18 protein-coding genes are annotated in these 17,634 nt (G+C 45.3%); all 18 read right to left on the bottom strand.

Features of this window, described 5'->3' with window-relative positions; all coding sequences use genetic code 11:
• Window positions 1–120: 120 nt before the first annotated feature.
• The 18 genes from IE164_RS10135 to IE164_RS10050 all read right to left on the bottom strand — a co-directional run bounded on the left by IE164_RS10135 (window position 121) and on the right by IE164_RS10050 (window position 17,633).
• Window positions 121–2,373 (bottom strand): hypothetical protein, encoded by a 2,253-nt coding sequence (locus IE164_RS10135; protein ID WP_189630128.1) that lies wholly within the window; start codon window positions 2,371–2,373, stop codon window positions 121–123.
• Window positions 2,366–2,914 (bottom strand): hypothetical protein, encoded by a 549-nt coding sequence (locus IE164_RS10130; RefSeq protein WP_189630127.1) that lies wholly within the window; start codon window positions 2,912–2,914, stop codon window positions 2,366–2,368. Before IE164_RS10130 ends, IE164_RS10135 begins: the two co-directional genes overlap by 8 nt.
• Window positions 2,915–3,330: 416 nt before the next feature.
• On the bottom strand, window positions 3,331–5,235 hold the full coding sequence (locus IE164_RS10125) for a hypothetical protein (RefSeq protein ID WP_189630126.1): 1,905 nt from the start codon (window positions 5,233–5,235) through the stop codon (window positions 3,331–3,333).
• Window positions 5,236–5,265: 30 nt separating this feature from the next.
• Entirely contained in the window at window positions 5,266–5,469 is a 204-nt protein-coding gene (locus IE164_RS10120; protein ID WP_189630125.1) for a hypothetical protein, read from the bottom strand.
• Between the two features lie 2 nt (window positions 5,470–5,471).
• Window positions 5,472–7,673 carry a SprB repeat-containing protein gene (locus IE164_RS10115; RefSeq protein ID WP_189630124.1) on the bottom strand — a complete coding sequence of 734 codons (2,202 nt, stop codon included), beginning with the start codon at window positions 7,671–7,673 and terminating at the stop codon, window positions 5,472–5,474.
• A 3-nt stretch (window positions 7,674–7,676) separates the two neighbouring features.
• On the bottom strand, window positions 7,677–8,147 hold the full coding sequence (locus tag IE164_RS10110; protein ID WP_189630123.1) for a hypothetical protein: 471 nt from the start codon (window positions 8,145–8,147) through the stop codon (window positions 7,677–7,679).
• 237 nt (window positions 8,148–8,384) lie between these two features.
• Window positions 8,385–9,194: a hypothetical protein gene (locus IE164_RS10105; protein WP_189630122.1), complete on the bottom strand. Its 810-nt coding sequence runs from the start codon at window positions 9,192–9,194 to the stop codon at window positions 8,385–8,387.
• A gap of 95 nt (window positions 9,195–9,289) precedes the next feature.
• Window positions 9,290–9,520, bottom strand: coding sequence for a hypothetical protein (locus IE164_RS10100; RefSeq protein ID WP_189630121.1), 231 nt, complete (start codon window positions 9,518–9,520; stop codon window positions 9,290–9,292).
• Entirely contained in the window at window positions 9,520–9,780 is a 261-nt protein-coding gene (locus IE164_RS10095; protein ID WP_189630120.1) for an HU family DNA-binding protein, read from the bottom strand. The genes IE164_RS10100 and IE164_RS10095 overlap by 1 nt, the downstream gene beginning before the upstream one ends.
• Window positions 9,777–10,481, bottom strand: coding sequence for a DUF6808 domain-containing protein (locus tag IE164_RS10090; RefSeq protein WP_189630119.1), 705 nt, complete (start codon window positions 10,479–10,481; stop codon window positions 9,777–9,779). Before IE164_RS10090 ends, IE164_RS10095 begins: the two co-directional genes overlap by 4 nt.
• Complete coding sequence (locus IE164_RS10085; RefSeq protein ID WP_189630118.1) at window positions 10,478–11,065, bottom strand: N-acetylmuramoyl-L-alanine amidase; 588 nt, start codon at window positions 11,063–11,065, stop codon at window positions 10,478–10,480. Before IE164_RS10085 ends, IE164_RS10090 begins: the two co-directional genes overlap by 4 nt.
• The gene (locus IE164_RS10080; protein ID WP_189630117.1) at window positions 11,049–11,597 is read right to left on the bottom strand and encodes a phage holin family protein; all 549 of its coding nucleotides are present in this window, start codon (window positions 11,595–11,597) and stop codon (window positions 11,049–11,051) included. The genes IE164_RS10085 and IE164_RS10080 overlap by 17 nt, the downstream gene beginning before the upstream one ends.
• The gene (locus IE164_RS10075) at window positions 11,594–12,610 is read right to left on the bottom strand and encodes a DUF6712 family protein (RefSeq protein WP_189630116.1); all 1,017 of its coding nucleotides are present in this window, start codon (window positions 12,608–12,610) and stop codon (window positions 11,594–11,596) included. The genes IE164_RS10080 and IE164_RS10075 overlap by 4 nt, the downstream gene beginning before the upstream one ends.
• A 2-nt stretch (window positions 12,611–12,612) precedes the next feature.
• Window positions 12,613–13,935, bottom strand: a complete 1,323-nt coding sequence (locus IE164_RS10070; protein ID WP_189630115.1) for a hypothetical protein — start codon at window positions 13,933–13,935, stop codon at window positions 12,613–12,615.
• Between the two features lie 208 nt (window positions 13,936–14,143).
• A complete protein-coding gene (locus IE164_RS10065) occupies window positions 14,144–15,628 on the bottom strand; it encodes a terminase large subunit domain-containing protein (protein WP_189630114.1) in 1,485 nt (494 codons plus the stop codon).
• Window positions 15,609–16,187: a hypothetical protein gene (locus tag IE164_RS10060; RefSeq protein ID WP_189630113.1), complete on the bottom strand. Its 579-nt coding sequence runs from the start codon at window positions 16,185–16,187 to the stop codon at window positions 15,609–15,611. The genes IE164_RS10065 and IE164_RS10060 overlap by 20 nt, the downstream gene beginning before the upstream one ends.
• Window positions 16,184–17,194: a hypothetical protein gene (locus IE164_RS10055; protein WP_189630112.1), complete on the bottom strand. Its 1,011-nt coding sequence runs from the start codon at window positions 17,192–17,194 to the stop codon at window positions 16,184–16,186. The genes IE164_RS10060 and IE164_RS10055 overlap by 4 nt, the downstream gene beginning before the upstream one ends.
• 73 nt (window positions 17,195–17,267) lie before the next feature.
• Complete coding sequence (locus IE164_RS10050; RefSeq protein ID WP_189630111.1) at window positions 17,268–17,633, bottom strand: hypothetical protein; 366 nt, start codon at window positions 17,631–17,633, stop codon at window positions 17,268–17,270.
• Window position 17,634: the final 1 nt, after the last annotated feature.

Below are 17,634 nucleotides of genomic sequence, written 5' to 3'. Positions count from 1 at the left end.
TACGTGCTAAAATCGTACCAAACAGGGGCAGTACCCCTCCGTCCCGATTTATCGGGACACCTCCCGTAAAGGAGGGCAAGCCTGCCTACCGGCAAAGGCATTGTGGCGAAGCAGGAGGAGTCAGACCTCACTCTGATCTTGAAGATTATTGAGTTGGGTAAGTCCGCCCTTTACCTCCTGCAGGTTATTGTTGACCTTGAGATTGCGCTGCCAGGTGCTTACCTCCTGGCGGAAGGCGCGGAATTCCTGAAGCATGGCCATGGAGTTGTCTGCTGCAGCGGCTGTTTGGCTATCTGCTCCGGAGGAACTGGAGGCTCCCTGAGTTGGTGCTGCAGTAGTGGTTACCGATGACCTACTAAAAGGATTGATTGGCCCACCGGCTTCGTATTTACGGCTGTTCAGGAAATCGAGGTATGGAGTGCCTAAGGCTTGCACTGCCGTTCTTCTGAGAACGTATTCGCCACCTTCCAGCTCTATTGGTTCACCGGTTGATGTGATGGTGGCCGGAATACCTCTATTATAATGGCGGGGACCAACGAGTAAACCACCATCTTCCATTTTTCGCACCTCATTGGCCTGGCTGATTGCTCCGGCAATGGCTGCTGTCTTAGAGGCAATTGAGTAAGCCTTTGAAATAGCTACTCCGAAAGGGGGGGGGATCGTAGCCGCAATTTGAGTTGCCGTAAGATTTATGTTTGAAATTTGATTCTGCAGATTGAGGGCAATATCTACTAAAGCAGCTGCTTTACGAATGCCTTTGGCTATCTCTACATTCTTGGCGTCTTGTTCAAGCAGATCGGCCAGAACTGCTGTGGTGGTTTGGAAGGTTTCCCGCTTAGCATTTTCGATATCTTCAAGCGCAGTATTGTATATCTCCTGAATTTTCTTGCGCTTTTCAGCATCTTCCTGCTCCTTTTTTAACCGGGCGTCTCTTTCCTCATCTTCCTTCTTCTTACGTTCACCTGCATACTTATCTCGAATCTCCTGCAGCTCCTGCTCTTTGATTTCGAGCAGTAGTTTTTCCTGTTCCTTGATCTGCTCTTCGGTGCCAATGAGGTTTTCGATTTTACGCTGGAACTGGAGTTCCTTTTCGGCAATAGCTTTTTCTTCGCCTTCCTGCATGGCCTCAATCTTGAGATCTTCCAGCTCCTGGACAATTTTGAGCTCGGTTTCTGCAGTCTTTTTGGCTTCGGCTTCAGTCTCGCGGTTTATCTTATCTCTAAGGGCAGATTCCTGAGAGGTGATTCGCCTCATGGTGGCGGCACGTTCCTCCTGCAAGCGAATAAGCTCTGCCTGCAATTGAGCTTCTTTTTCATAGCCTTCTTCATCGGTAATGGAAATGGCTTGTTGCTCTTGGAGTATTCTGAGCTCTTCAGCCTTGAGGGCTATCTTTTTATCTGAAAGTTCATTGAGTAGCCTGGCAGATTCAGCCAAAGCCTGTTGCCTTTCCTGATCGGTACGAGTTACGTCTGTGGCGTATTCTCTCAACTTGGCTATTTCAGCTTCGTATTTAGCCTGTTCTACCAAAAATTCACGATTCCTTACCCGGAGGTTATTCTCATCCCGTGCCAGAGCCATTGCGGCCTGAGCATCGTTTTTGAGTTCTGAGAAGGTGCCGCTAATGGCATCTTTGGCTTTGTTGAAAGTAGCTACCAGCTTATTACCCACATCGTCTACCCCGGTAATGGATTGAGCAATGCTTTCGCCTGCTGCAGCAGCGTTTTTCTTTACTCCTTCCCAATCGAGGTTAAAGGCAGACTCGATGGTTTTACCCAAAAATCTGAAGGTATCGATAATACCGGTAACCCTATTGATGACCTGACTTTTGATGATTTCCCACAAACCAATAACCGCCTCTTTAGGATTGCTGAAGGCCTTGAAGATTGCTTCGCCCAAACCGGTGATAATATCCATAAATGAGTCTACAAACTGACCAAGCCCCGCCATGATCACCCGAAGGGTTTGCGCGCCTTGTTCGGTTCGCTTGAACCAGGAAACCACACTGGCAATAGCCAATACTAAGAGACCAATACCAGTAGCGGCAATAGCTGCTCTGAGTGACTTAAAGGCTACTACACCGGTACGAGCTCCGGCCGCCATGCTCCGGAGGGAACCACCAAAGGGAATGTATTGGGAGAATGTTGATACTACTGATTGATTAGCCTGACTTAACCCATATGCCTCTTGCCTAAGCGCCTTGAGTTTTGGTGCAACCTTTTGAAGATCTGCCTGAGCTTTCTCAAACTCCTTGGTTCCTACATCCCACTTATTGATCTCTTTGGTAAGAGCATTAGCCTGCTGTCTGAGTTTGTTGATTGAATTACCAGCCTTTTCTCCATTAGAGAGAACAATCTCAATATTTGCCTTAGCCATTACTATATGGTTTAGTGGTGAGCGTTTGCGCGACTAATTCAGCAGCTTTATTAGCCCAAACGGTTGCTAATTCTCTATTCATTTCCCTGAGCAGTTCAGGAAGAGATTCCTTTTTCCATCGCTTGGCTTTGTTGCGGTGTTCTCCGAACCTGCTCTTGGCCATGGCAAAGGCTATTCTCCTTTGTTTAGATTCTTCGTTGATGGCCGGTACTACTCCGGGCGCATAACCAGGAACGGACTTCATCCTGAATTTTCCAGATTGAACAAACCTGAGCATGGCGTCTACATTGGCAAATTTGGTGTAGATCAGTTTTCTCTTACCAATGAGCTCACCGTGTTCTGCATAGTCTACCTCTATTCTGGGAGCCGTTTGAGGCGTGGCCGGCACAACACGCACCTTAACTGATTGCTGCAGTTCTCCTGAGCCTTTGAATTTATTCTGCCCTAATACTTCTTTGACCTTTCGCTGAAACTGACCTGCATAGCGTTGAGCCAAAGCATTGAGCTCATTCTGAATTTCGGGTATAATAACCGCTTCCATGCTATGAAATTGGGTGGAAACGGGAGGGTAAAATAGGACGTGGGTAGCGCGAAGCGCTGGGAATTAGGTGATTGGGGAATTAGGAAATCAGGCGTTTGTGCCAAGGAAATTGATCATGACTTTGGTCATTGTGTAAAAACAGAATGGAAGCACCTTTCTGGCATTGGTTATTAATCCTGGTAAAATGAGGCCAGCCCAAATGAATCCGTAGTACCAACTCTGATCAAATGCAAGAGATAAAGCCATTGCGAATGAACATGTGAAAAGAATGAATAGTAAAAATTCATAAGTTCTAGGGGTTTCTGGCTGTTGCATGATTGAATATACTCAAAACTACTGATTTCTGAGAACTTGATGAATAAGATGGCAGACTTTGGGGGTTCTTAGGTCGTGCCCCCTCTGAATGACGATTACTCTTACAGGGTGCTGTAAAGAGTGAGATCTGTGCGGTCTATGCCGCGCATGGTGAGGCGGATTTTGGCAGAGGCTACCAGGTACTTCACCCGATCGTACATCTGCTTTTCTGTAAAGTTGAGTTGGTTGATGTGCCGGAGCTCCATCAGAGCGGTTACGGGTAGGGTTTTTCTGGTAGTGAGAAAGCGGAACCAAGCTTTATGGAATTTCTCGTAAATGCCATTTCCACCCCATGCTCCTATTTCTAGATTATAATTAAAACTGGCTGTTTCTTGCCACCCAAAGAACTGTCCACTGCCATTGATACCTCTATCGAAGAAGATTACGGGTTCTTCTTTCACATCTTCATCGGTGCTGAAGTATGGGCTAAGCACCTGAAAGGAAATGAGGTATTCCTTTTCTCCAGTGCCAATGGTAATGATGTTGGTTGTCCATTGATTTTGAACGGTGGTTTTGGTGCCTTTGTATTTGAAGGTGATGCCGCTATAGGCGCTGAGATCTGGCACACCCTTCGCAAACTTGATGCCCTGAGCTTTTGCATCGTAGTAGTTGGTATTCTCGATGACATCGCTCAGGTAGGTGAATTTGATTACACGGGAATACTGATCGTAGATAACACCACAGCAGAAAAGGAGCGCTACCTCTCGGATCCACTGGCCGATAGTCCAGTTGGGCAGGTAATCACCGGTATTGAAGGTTTGTCGGAAGGCGTAGAATTCGCCATCAACCGGGCTATCACCAATTTTTACCGGCACCATCATAGAGGTGTTGGTATGGAAGGCCGCGGTGATCAGGTCGGCATTGTCAAAAATGGCACCGGTGAATTTTACGTTATAGTCTTCCTCAATTTTGCTAAACACCTGGCTAAACCTGAAGCTCGGGCAATAATGATATGGATTTGAATACCTGGTTACTTCTGAGTTTTCTACCTCTTGCCAATTGGAGTCTGACTCTGCCGTGGTAAACGCTGAAAGATCTACATCTTCATCTATCCCATTCTTTACCTCTATGAGTAGATGGCCATTTTCTCCATTCTGTGCCAGGTTGCCACCACCGTCTATATAGTAGTTGGCGCGATCTACCACGGCTGTGAGTTTTATGCCGGTAGCCAATTCAGCAGCATTGACTATAGTGGCCAACTCTTTATATTTCTCCATTAGGCTGGTATTGGCAGTTGTGGAGCTGTATGTGGTAGAATTGACCGTAATTGATATATGCCCGGAGCTAAGAAGTTCCAAACCACCATTGGCGCTCTCGGTTACTCCGGTGATGAATTTAAACTGCTTGCTGATGAAAAAACCATTCTGCAAAACTCCCTGACCCGTTGGGTTAACATGGTTCACAAAACCTTCGAAATCGGGCTCTTCGGTAAAACCCCTATTTTCATATCGATGTAGGTAGAAGTGCCCTGCAGCCCTGGCAGCATTGACAGCGGATACCGCAGCAGTCTGGGCGGTTTGCATGAGTTCAGTAGTGGCCACCTCTGCAGAGGAACCGGTACCGAAACCAATAGCATGAAGAGCTACATCGGACCAACTCATTTCGCTGATTTTCTTATCCTTGATGTCGCGGCTGATTGCCCTGAGACCTCCTACGAAATCTATATTGAAGTTGGTGTCCTCGTCTCCAGGCTTGATGATGATGAGTCCGCGCTCGATGGGCACGCCTTTGAACATGAGGGTAGCTTCCTGCTCTGAGTTGATGACAGCCTCATAATTCTCTACCATATTGACAGCGCCCAACAGACGGGCATTGTAGCCATCGGCATCGTTAGGTACTTTGATGGTGATGGTGTAGGTGCCTGGGATCTTTCCGTCTTCTGCCATAAGCGGATTATTCCTGATCAGCTCTATGGAAGTTGATGGGTAGAGTTTGAGGAAGCCGGTGGTTAGTTTGATGCCTATCATTTTTTAGTATTGAGTAGAGAGTATTGGGCTCTAAGCCTTTACAGATGTTTCTGAAAAAGATATCTCATTACCATTAGAATCTTCAAACCATTCTTCACCGAAGTCACCTTCAGAACATCTAGGACAAAAGTTTGTCACTAATCGAGCAGCTCCTTCTGGTATTTCATTGATTCCTAACTCTGCAGAAGATGCGTTTCTACACTTATTACAAACAAGCGATATTTCTGTTTTCATAATTAAATATTTGGCGTAAAGTTTTGTTCTATGAACGGTTCGGCACAAGTGAAGCGAAGGAAGTAGCGAGTGTCTTTATCTTGTTTCATTTGTACGCTGCCGGGTAGCACTAAGCGTGGCAACCTGGCTCCGTCTGTGATGTCGTAGACCTTGGTGCTTAGCAATAGATCTGTCAAAGATTTGATATAAGCATAACCCTGAGGACCTTCATAATAGCCGGTACTCATTTTCCATGAGTTCTGGAAAGAGCCTCTGAAGCTCTCCAACTCGGGACCGGTATATGAATGCCCCAAATAGGTTTGCATAGTATCTTTCTCAAATTGAGTTTCTTCAGTAGCCAGACCGCTAAGGGCTACCACTTCAAAGGCTCCAAGGCTATTGAGGTACATGAAATACCTGGTATTCTCCTTTCTGAATTTTGATAGGTTGAAAGTGATACGCTCACTGACTTCGGTACCGGAGTTGTTTTCCAGCCACAATTGATACTTGAGCAATGTTTTAGATGGTTCTTCCAAGGCAACATTGTTGAAGGCAGCGCCTGCAGGTACTTCATAATGTTTGCCGTATGTAGTGGCAATGGAAAGACCAGTGTCGAATTCAGCGCCTTCGGTACCATCGGTATACCATGCCTGAGCAAATAGCTTGATCTGGGTGATAGTAGCACTATAGTTGAAGAAGGTGAGATAATCTTCCTGAGCGGCATCAATGAGCCTTTCAGTCGGTTTCCAGCTGAGAAATTTCTTTTGTTCCGGAAGGTAGCTATTCAGGTAATTGAGGATAGGGTATTGGCGTTTGCTTATTCCACCCAAAACAGCACGGTAAATATTGCTCAGTGTATAGTTCTGTGGGGTGGTATGGTCATCGAACAATTCGCCCTTACCTACCTTATAGAGCAATGCCCTGCCGGTGGCCTCTTTGATGGTTGTAGCATTTTTGGCCGGAGGTGTTGCTGTGAACAAGCCTGCGAAAGCTTCCTGCAAATAGAAAGTGGCAATACCATTGCTTTCTGGCTCAAGTGCCATGGCCAGTTTCTTGTTGAAAGTTCCGGTACCGGGAATATCTTCTACCAATACATCGGCATACAGTCTATAATTGTCTTCAGCAAAATTGGCTCCTTTAGGAATACTAAAAGGAATAGGATTTTTGCTGAAAGCTATACCTGCTATTTCTGAACTACCGGCTAGAATGAGTGCATTGGAATAGGCCGTGTTGGGCGTGGAATCAGTGACCACAATTGCGTAATTGCCGGGAGCCAAACCGGTGAAAGTATTACCCGACTGAAAGCTGCTGCCTCCATTAATAGAATATTGGTAAGGCCCGGTACCACCGGAAGGGGTAATGGTGATGGATCCATCGTTATTGCCCAATACTGTTTCGTTAGATGCCGATGCGGAAACGGTGAATGCCGCGGCTGCCTCCTGAATCGTGAATGCAGTGTTGGCTGTACACTCGGTTTTAGCAGCTTCTCGAACCAGAATAATATAGGTACCAGGCGCCAGGCCACTGAAGTAGTTGGAAGGCTGCCAGGAGCTACCTGATGTGATTGAATACTCCAAAGTGCCGGAGGCCACAGAAGCGGAAACGGTGATGGTTCCGTCATTGGCATCTTCTACAGTTTCATGAGTGATGACCGAGGCACCTGCATTGATGGCCACGGTGCAGACTTCCACATCGTCTTCATACTCAAAGATTTCGAACTTATCTACATAACATAACCCTGTTTGGTTTACTGGGTCCTCATCTTCCAAGTCGAGCGTAAGGTATGGGTAGAATGTAGTGGAACCACCTGTGATCTGCACCTGGAGAGTTACCTCAGCCCAGGTATTGAGTGCATTCGTTTGTGTTTTAGCGGTTGAGTTTATTACTGTATATGTTGTAGATCCGGCCAATGCCTGCGAGGAGATGATAAACGCATCTGAATCTGATGCGGCCAGCTTGTTTCCGGTAGGCACATAAACCCATGCTTTGATAATGTATTTTTTACCCACAGAAACAGTGGCTCTTCCCTGAGCAATAAAGAACTGAGGAAAAAAAGTTTCTGAAAGGCACTCGAATTTGCAGCTGTAGAGGTTCTTTTTTGCCACTGTAAGGGAACGGGTAACGTTTCCATCGAATGGCGTAAACCCCCAGGTTGATGGATCGGTTTCGAAATTTCCGTTGTTTCCGAGGGTATTGAGATTGCCGCTAACAAGTGTGATGGCCATAGCTTATAATTCTAGGGGTAAGATGAAAGGGATTTCTGCAGCACTACCAACGAAAGGAGTGCTACCTATGATTTCGTCATCGGCCGAACCGAATTTTAGCTTACTGAAATCTGGTTGATTTCCGTAAGTGGTGCCAGAAAGAAAATCGGCCTTAAGCTTTTTGAACACATCCATTACCAAGCCGCTGCAGGCAGCTCGCTTAGACTCCTTTTCGAGATGCGTATCGTTTTTGCCTGAAACCTGCATTACCGCAAAGTTTACTACAGCCCTACCGCATAAGCCATCCATTTCGCCTTCTCCGGAAATCACCGGTAGCGGATCTACCCAGAGAATGATACCGGTGCCCATTGCTGTTCTGGCTGCGAAGTTCTTTTGCTCCTGGTCGCCATATCTGAAGGAGGTAATAGCCTCAATACTTTCGGCAACGGTTTGCCAATAATCTCGGTATGTGGTTTCGTTGGTGAAGCTTATCATAGTGAATTGGTTGATTGGGCTCGCAGGGCATCTATCTTTCTTTGCTTATACATTTCCCAACTGATGGTTTCTTCAGCGCTAGAACCAGGAGGTGGCGGAATGTTCTTAATATGAGGCACCCCCATTCCAGCCTTGCATCGAGAACAACCCCTGGTATAAATAGCAATGTCTGTCTCTACCAATATTGCCTTAGGTACATGACCTTTAAAAAAGCAAATCATCTTTAAAAATTGATTCTTAAGCATTGGCATTGGGTTTACGTTTTGCGAGGTTTTCTAGGTAATCGAATACGTTGTACATGTTGGCGTTTTCGACAGTATCGAAGCCTTTGAATGCTTCGCTTTCGGCAAGGTCGTAATGGAGCTCGTGCCAGATTGGCCCGGTGGGAACGGCAGGAGATGCTTCACCTTCCTTATGTTCTGGTTTCGGCCAGAAGGTTGGGCAACGGCCGATCACGAATTCTCGCGTGTTGGCATAGGCTTCCAAGATCAGGGCCTTTTGCCATATGAAGACAATTTGTTCAACCAAATCGGCATATTCGCTTACCATACTTTTGTCGAAATTCTCACCACTAGGTAAATAGAGTGTGGCCACTAAACGGTTGAGCTGTTCATTGACTTTGTAGGCATCACCTGTTTGTTGGAAGTATGCCAGGCGCGTGAACTCATTATCCGCAAACTTGAATTGCCCGAATGTGCTATTGGCCATCGATTCGTCTGGCGCTACCAGATGCAGGTTTCTCCGGAGAGACTTGATTGCCTTTACCGGGAATTGCCTGAAGGCGTTTTCCGGCTTGAGCAGTGGCAGATCGTGAAATAGATCTATCTTCTGCTCTTCACTGGTTTGGGTATAGATCATTTTCCACTTACCCGGAAGTGCTGCAGTACGGAGTACATCTAAGAGATAATCGGAAGCGACCTTCATTTCAGCATCCATTGGCAAGCGACCGGGCGCATAGATGCCTTTGTACATTCTGGCACCGAATACAATGCGATAGCACTGCTTTGGTGTGAGTGCCTGCCAGGAGGTGTGGAAGAGATTTTCCATTGTGTACATGGTTCAAATATGTACTGATAGAGAGGGAGAAAATAGGACGTGGGTAGCGCGAAGCGCGGGGAATTGGGAATTAGGGAATCAGTTGATCAGTGAACTAGTTTCCCAAACCCATTACAGGTAGTACATCCATTCTGGCAGTTATGACAGGGAACAACTTCACTTACACTTCCTGGATTCAGATAGTCAATATGACCGGTACCAGGTTCATCGTAAATACCAATCATTTTACCATGCGGAAAATCTTTGATTTCGGCAACCTCGAAGAATGAACCAGCATAGAACACTTCTTCACCGACATTGACTTTTTCGATATTCATTAAAATAGCTGTTTGGATGGTTTGAAAACTGGTTTCATTCTCGCGGGAATGTTGATGGTTTTTCCCTTGTTGATATCACGGCCTTTTTTGGCGGCTTGTTTCTTCCAGGTGAAGGTGCCGAAGCCTCGAATAGCAACTCTGACACGGGCACGCCATTGGTCTAGCAGTTCCTGCAGGAATGCCTCAATAACGAGCTCCGTGTCTTTGTAAGTGATTCCGGTGCTTTTTGATACCCGGTATATGAGTTGTTTCTTTGTCAAAATGCAATGATTTCGCGTGTAATGCCTATACCTACTATAGAGGTGAATTTCTGGCCGTTCCAGCCGTAACCTCCAAAAGCCCCGAGTGACCAACGAGTACCCTTTTCTCTAACAGTTAGCGAAGTAGCACCGGTAAGATTGGTTCTATGGTTGGCGCTAACTACCCTCACTTTATATTCCATTGGGGCAAACCAGTTTCTCCTGGTGGCGGTGTTTAGAATACTCAGGCTGTCGGTGAAGGTATATCGATAGTCGAATGAATCATCTGGGAACAGGTCAGCTCTAAAAGAGAAAAAGCGCTCATTGATGTTGAGTTGGCGGCTGATCAGTACGGTATCTACAGATTCTGGAAGTGTTTGGACTATTCGAACGGTATCGATCTGGCCAGATCCTGAGTTGCTAGTTTGTCTGGCTAGGAAAACAGCGTTTTGAAGGGTTTTGATTTTGACTCCCATCTGCTTGAGGCTGTCCTTTAGAAAGCTGTAGCCTTCTTCTAGTGATTTGCGATCGGCAACGGCAGTGAGCTTCTCATAAGCCAGTGTTCCATTCTTGAGCTGGATGGAATCGATCTGTGCATTTTTCTCGGAGATGATGGAGGTTTGGCTTTCTAGCCGGTTACCTAAATGATAAGTAGCTCTACCAAAAACAATTGAGACTGCCAGTAATACCACAATGATTATAAAGTTGATTTTGGCTTTCATAGCTGATTCTTTGATTTTAAATAAGTCTTGATAGCCCGTACATGCATCGCTGCAATTCGACTTCTACCTGCGTAAGAACAGATAAAATCGAGATCCTTTGCAGTATCCATGAAGAAATTCTCGGTGAGAATAGCAGGGCAGGCTGTGTGTTTCAGAATGTAGAATTGAGATTCTTTGTCTAGGTCACCATCTGAGTAATCGAACCTCATTCTAAATTCAGGGAAAGCTTTGATGGCTTCATTTCCAAAAATGTTAGCTATTACATCGCTCTCAGATTGCCCTGTATATGTAAAAACCTCCCAACCTGTACCGCCTCCAGCATTGGCATGGATTGAAACTAGAAAGGAGCCAGGGTCTGATTTGTGAATTTGGTTTGCCCTATTACATCGCTCCTGGAGAGAGATGTCTTCAATTTCAGGCACCAACTGAACAAATGGAATACATTGCTTTTGCAATTCCATCATTACCATTGCGGCAATACTTCTATTGAACTCATATTCGAAGAGTTGAGAACCATCTTTCCTGACGGGGCTTCTTTTGCCAGACGTGTTGATGCCGTGACCATTGTCAATGATTACTTTCATTGTTCTTGCTTTTAAATTTTTCGATAAGCTTTTTGAGATTGAAAACAGACTCGAATACAGCGTATTGATCAGCAGTGATCAGGTTGAGCGCACGGGCATTTTTAAAACCTGAAATGAAAACTGTGAGGATGAACACTAACAAGAGCATGGTTACCATGTAGATGTAAATGAACTCAGGGAATGCCTTTGTCATTTGAAAGCCCATGCTGATGAAAAAGCACTGAACGAGAAGCCTGATCATTGCCCTCGATAGTTTCTTTGGTTCAATTCCATTCTTGCTTTCAATAGCGAAGCTCACACCTAGCACCATGTCTCCGAAAGTCAGAATCACTAGAATGAGAATGCCAAGAGGCGGATCGTAGATGTATGTTTCGGTGATTTCTTCAAGCCCCAGAACAACAGCTGAGGCTGTCATTCCATACAAATAGATTCCATAAAGCTTGAGTTTGACTCCAAAAACACTGTACAATAGATCTGTGAGACTATCGAAGCCAACCTGTTCTAATAATCGACTGAGAATCCGGCTAATCATACGCTCACATGTTTTTTTGTTGGATCTATCACCGGTGGTCTGTTTGGTCCCGGATCTGGCTTGGATGTATAGGCCGTTGATGCCTCGATAAGTGGGTAGTCATCGATATTGTCTTCAATGAACTTTTTGAGCTTATCAATATCAGCCTGAAAGCCTGAAAGTGGAGATTGCTTCAATTGCCATCTCAGTTTATCTACCTGAGAATCTGAAGCCGCCATTTTGGTGATGGTGCTATCGTTGGTGGTAATAATGGTGATGCCCTGATCGGTGATCTGCACCCGGATGAAGGGTAGAGTTTCGTACAATGCCATTTTCGCCACAATTGGCTCTAGTTTCTTAACCAGGGCTTTGTTTTCAGCATCGTTTTTGAGTGAATCAGCCTTAATCTGAGTGACTAGCTCACTGTACTGATCTTCGCCAATAAGCTGCATAATGAAGCTTTCTTCAACCTCCTTGATTCGCGATTTCATGCGAAGGAAGAACCTTCTGCTGTTGTTGATGTCGATATACTGAGAAGCTTGTTCTGCAGTTCTAAGAATTCGTCCCTCAGCAATAGTGTTGGCGGTGCTGGAGTACCAATCATTAAGAACGCTTACCGATGCAGTTTTTTCCAGGTAGGACAGAAGCTTTTCAGCATGAATGTCCGCTTGGTTGATTCGGTTGGCTTTGAGATTATCGACTTTCCATTTGGGAGCAGGCTCTGAGTTGTCGGCACGGGTTTGCATAATACCGGCATCGCCCATATTCACACCCAGTTCATCGATGCTGAGGAACCCGGCATAATAGGCCAAGCACCTCTGAACGTAAGGCATCAGAGCGGCATTATCCTCTGTGGAAAGAGGGTTTTCCGAGTCGTTATAATCTTCATCGAGCGTGGTGTACATGGCATCACCCAGCAAAGGCAGAATGAACAATATTTCTGCCTCCCGGATGAATGGTGAAAGAGAGTCTAAAGCCGTGTTGACATCGATAGAGATATAATCCTTGATTTCGTCAGTTGTTTTAAAGAGCATGTCTAAGGCTTTTTGTCGGTTGTGGGTGTAGGATCTCCGGAAGAAGTTGTACCGGATTTATTCTGATCGAGCGTCTGGAGAATGATCTGCTTATGACCTAGATGGATATCTTTCGGCCATTTTTTGAATCGCTTAATAAAGTAGAACCATTCTAAAGTGGTTTGGCGCGGAATCACAGATTTCAACTGCATATAGTAGTTGAATTGCTCGCGCACATCTGATGCAGATCCTGAGGCTGTGTTTGCTATCACCAAACCAGTCAATGAAGGAGGCACACCATCTGCAGTGGTTACTCTGGAGGCGGCTATTTGGTCAGCTTTTAACCAGGCTTCGTCATTGAGTTTATTATCAATGACATTGATTTTCCAGCCTGGTAAAACATTGCCATTTTCGTCTGTAGCAAATTTGGTGAAGAAGGTTTTTGAAACATTCTCGACACCTGAGAGGGCATCGATTATTTTACCCTTTAATTCTTCTTCAGCTGCTTCTCTGGCAGCATACATCTCTTCATCTGTTTTGTAGCGAGTTCTAGGGTATAGATCTTTGAAGTACTTATCTGGAATTTCAATGTGGTACTTAATGTTTACCGCATTTTCCATATTGCTCAGAATCCACTTCGGAATTCTGATGGCTACTTCTAGCCATGACGTTTTGCTATGCCAGCTAGGGGTAGTATAGTAGAGTTTATCTACTGATGGTACAGTGTGCTCATAAATAGCCTTTTGATATTGGAAAGGGTTCCTTCTATCAAAAGCAGGGATGAGCACGCGCTCATGTGACTTTGGTTGTGGCCAATTACCAGATAGATAGTAACCGGGCAATTGCCCAGTCTTAGGGTTAAGCTTAGCCTTACGGATATCTAGTGTTTTCTGCCTGGCTATTGAGACAATGTCGTTCCTTCCCTTATTAGGAATGTACTCAACATGGCAGCGCCCCCACCATTCAAAATCAGTGATGGTGCCCTGCATTAAGTTCTCAACATCAATCTCCCAAAAGAAGTCATCGATCTCAGTATACTGCTCTCTAAGCAATGGCTCGATGACCATGTTCTTTCCATCAGGCACTGCCTTATAAAGCATTGGGCCACCACCATAATGAGCTTTGATCTTAAACTCCATGTTACCCATAGAGGTAGGGTCCTTGGTTACTAAGTCAACCAGTTGTTGCGGGTAGTCATTATCTGCACCCCAATTAGCCCACTCATTAGAACCACCGCCATAGTTATTGATAGCATCCGGTTCAACCTTTGTCCTGGTTACCTCTAGCACCGACTGGCTGGCAGCTGAGTAGTGAATACCTTCTCCGATCTTCTTAAGCTCGCTCATTTGATACCAAATCTATTCGAGTACCAAGAGCTTAATTAGGACGTGGGCAGGCCTCATTCATATTTCAAGAGATATTCAATCCAAGCGATCGCCAATCCGATATAGCGCACGGGGGACGGGCGTGAGAAACTGCAGGTCTAAAAGCAAAATGAGCCAGCCGAATGACTCTGTATCAGTTTGAAACAGAAATTTATATTTCAGTGGGATTTTAGCCGAAATCTACGTGCCCAGTATAGTCTGGCTCCTCAATCCTGTCATGGACACCGTGCCATAGCCTATAGTCGTGGGCATCTGAGTAGTGAGTGGCGTGTTCTGGCTTAACGCCCGACTTTGGTTTCTCACTGCTCTTGTCTTTTTGAGTGTCTTTCATACGAGCAGACTCTAGAGATATTCTGAGATCTTTACACTGGAGCGCATTGTACCTAAGCTTTGGAAGCCGTGGATCTTCTTCTCTGTGAAGCTTACTGATGAACGTGTGCCGGTCCAGGTGATTAACATCTCCAGTCTTCATTCTGGTGACTGTCCAGCCACGCTTCCGGAGAACAGTTGCGAACTGCTCGAAGTTGTTCAGCTTGGCGTTACCCTCTGCATTGTTCCCGGACTTATCGCCAAACTGATAGACATACTTGTGATTCTCGTGGTGGTAATGGTAGTAGTCGCAGAAGTCATTGGCCAGGTCATCTATGATTTTTGAGTCTTCTACATGCACATGCATGGCATTGATGAAGCGGATTTCATCGGTGTGGTCCTGATCAATAGTGATGCAATTGAACTTACCCCAGTCATGACTGATGGTTAGCGGCATATTACGGCTGTAATCCTTATCCCATCTGCAGTCGCGTGTGAACTCATTGAGGTTGGCTCCGAGTGTATCAACATAATCGAAGTTATCTGAATCAGTGTACCAATGCTTTTCCTTCAGGGCCGGGTAGAAAACATCTCCAAACTGTCTGATCCGGTAGTTCATCACCTCTATGAGGTAGATCATCGGATTCATTTCTCGGTGCCATTTCTTCAGCACTTCATCACCAAGAATCTTACGATTATGCCAGCTGGTTCCCTCGATGTAGAAAGTATCATTCTCCGGATTATTGGCAGCTGTCTTTTTGTCGAACAGCCATTGACCGAAGGATCCGAACGGCATCGAGCTAGTGAACTCCTCAGACAAGTGCCCTGGCTTTCCTTTTAGACTCGTATGAGATCCACGAACAGAAGGAGCAATGTTTCTGTCATACTCATCCTTTTTAATGAGTAGTGCCTCATCGGAAATTACCCAATCATTATTTCCACCTCTATTAAGTGCGGGTCTATCCATTGAGGCTAGAACGACAGTGGTTCCGTTCCACCAGGTGATTACATTCTGATAGTTCCCAGGCTTCATGAAAGGTGAATCAAAATGCTTTGGAGGGCGAATACCCACCACGTAATGAATTCCTTCAATATACCCGAAGAAAGCCCATGCCGATTTTATCGGTAGTAGTGTGTTAGTAAAAATCTGGGTATAAGTAGCACCAAGAAAAAGCCCTTTAGACTTTGGCATCTGCCAAACCTTGGTGAGAATGGAAATACCATTCACGAATGATTTACCAAAGCCCCTGCCTGCGATAAGCACCTTTACCAGCTGCAGTGCTGCCAGGTACATTCTCGCTATGGGGTTGAGATAGAAATTCTTTTTAACCGGCTTCAGATTCATCGTCACTTACCAAAGTAAAGTCCGCATCAACTGCCGGCACATCGTTCATTAATTCGTCCGCCTCCTTCTTAAGTTCCTCAGGATCTTTATCTGACAACACAAAGGTATGTGGCTGAAAATACTTGAGCAGATCTGCTAGACTGTCTGAATCATCTTTATCCAGGAGATTGTTTCTTCTGTATTGGTCAATTAACCTGGCATAGGATTTCAGATCACCACCGAGGAAGGCAGTCTCTAGCCCTTTGATTATCCATTCATTCAGTCGAAGGCGTTCAGCCATTCGGTTTTGATTTGTAGGATCTCCGAACAGCGCTTTTGCATTTCTCAAATCCATCCATGCCGTTCGTTCGGTGATGTCCGGATATTCCTTCACCTGCTTCTTTATGATCTGAGTAGGTGAAATAAAATTCCCCATCAACTTCCATATATGATCCCAGCGAAGTCGAAGCTTCTCTTGTTCACCATTCAATTCAATTTCTGCTGGTTCATAATACCAGCGCCATATCTTATCGAAGTTGGTATCCTCCCTACGATCAGCCTTTCTCATTAACTCACTCATGGCATCAGTTCTTTAATCTTCTCATCAATCTCTATTCGTCTAGCTTCCGCTTCTGCCAGTTCCAGTTGCCATTGAATCACCTTGTCAGCCTTAGGGGGCTTGGCGCTGGGTCGTAGCTTCTTTTTGGTTTTGCATATCTTATCATTGAGCCTTTTCTTCTCCAGTTTCAGACTATCGAGTTCTCTTGCGGTGCCAACCCTTCTCTGTTCCGGAAGCTTACCAGTATTCTCCAAGCTTCTGATCTTATTGAACACCCCCTGAATTTCTGGCTGAAAGGCATCAATTCTATGGTACAGATCATTGAGCTGCTCTTGTTTGTACACTTGCTTCAGCATACCAGGCTTACCGTTCCATCCGCCTGATCTATCCGCCACTCTACACCACAGCTTTTCCCCTGGCTTGCGGAATGCGAAGATCATTCTGGTTTTAACTGACCTTGTTCCCTTTGAATGGCAATCGTGGAGTAGCATCGTTCCCTGGTATTTCAGGTTATACATCTGCTTGCCTCGCTTGTTCTTTTCAACCATTTGGCGTTTGGGGCTCTTCACATTCTTTCGAGCTCTCATTTCCCGCACATAAGCATTGCCACTGCTTTGGTTCATGGCCAGAAACATGATCTCATATTCGAACACCTCCTGAGTGTCTTCATCATAAGTATTGTCGAATTGCTTGAGCACCGATCCGATGTCTATGGTTGGTGCTTCCTGATGGCCGAAAACCATCTCAAAGATTGAGCTGCTAAGAATGGACCTTTGCTTCTTCAGGTCAGCCTGCTTATTCTCAAAGTGCTGAATTAGGGAAGCAGCATTCACCTGATCTGGAGTGCTCTCAGTTGGGAGATTCCCGCCTTCGCGGGAATGACGTGAAGCTTGTACAGGAGCTGGAGATATCTTCGAACTTTCCTCCCCTAATCTAGGGGAGGTGGTCGCAGACCGGAGGGGTACTACCACCCTTATCTTCTCCTCCTTCTTCTCTTTGGCTACATGCTTTACCTGAATTCTTAGCATGTACCGAAATTATCCCATGGCGATCGCCATAATTAGGATGTGGGGATTTCTAGGGAATTGGGTGATTGGGAAATTAGTTAACAGGCAATACCATTCTAAACCTTGCTTTTATTGTCTCACCCCTTTGGTTTGGTTCCTGGTAGCCAAAAAGTTGATAAGCATTATGTTTCACAATTTTTTCTCCAATATCATGGGCAGCATATTTCAGATATTGCGTTTTGTAGTAATCGATAAACGGATCTCTTTTACCTGTTTCAGCCATATACTGTATCCAAGATTGTCGAATCCTTTCGTCTACCAACAACGGATCCGTCTCTAGTGTTTCTACTCTGTAAACAGCATTATTGATCTGAAGTAAATCTTTTGGATTATAAGCTGTTAAATCAACCTTCAACAGCTTTGCCAGCCAATTCAAAAATCTAACTCTCCAGTTTTTCATA

The organism is Roseivirga thermotolerans, from assembly GCF_014653175.1.
GTDB classification, from domain to species: Bacteria; Bacteroidota; Bacteroidia; order Cytophagales; family Cyclobacteriaceae; genus Roseivirga; species Roseivirga thermotolerans.
The sequence above is the reverse complement of the archived record's forward strand: the minus strand, read 5'-3'. Positions and strand labels throughout refer to the sequence as shown.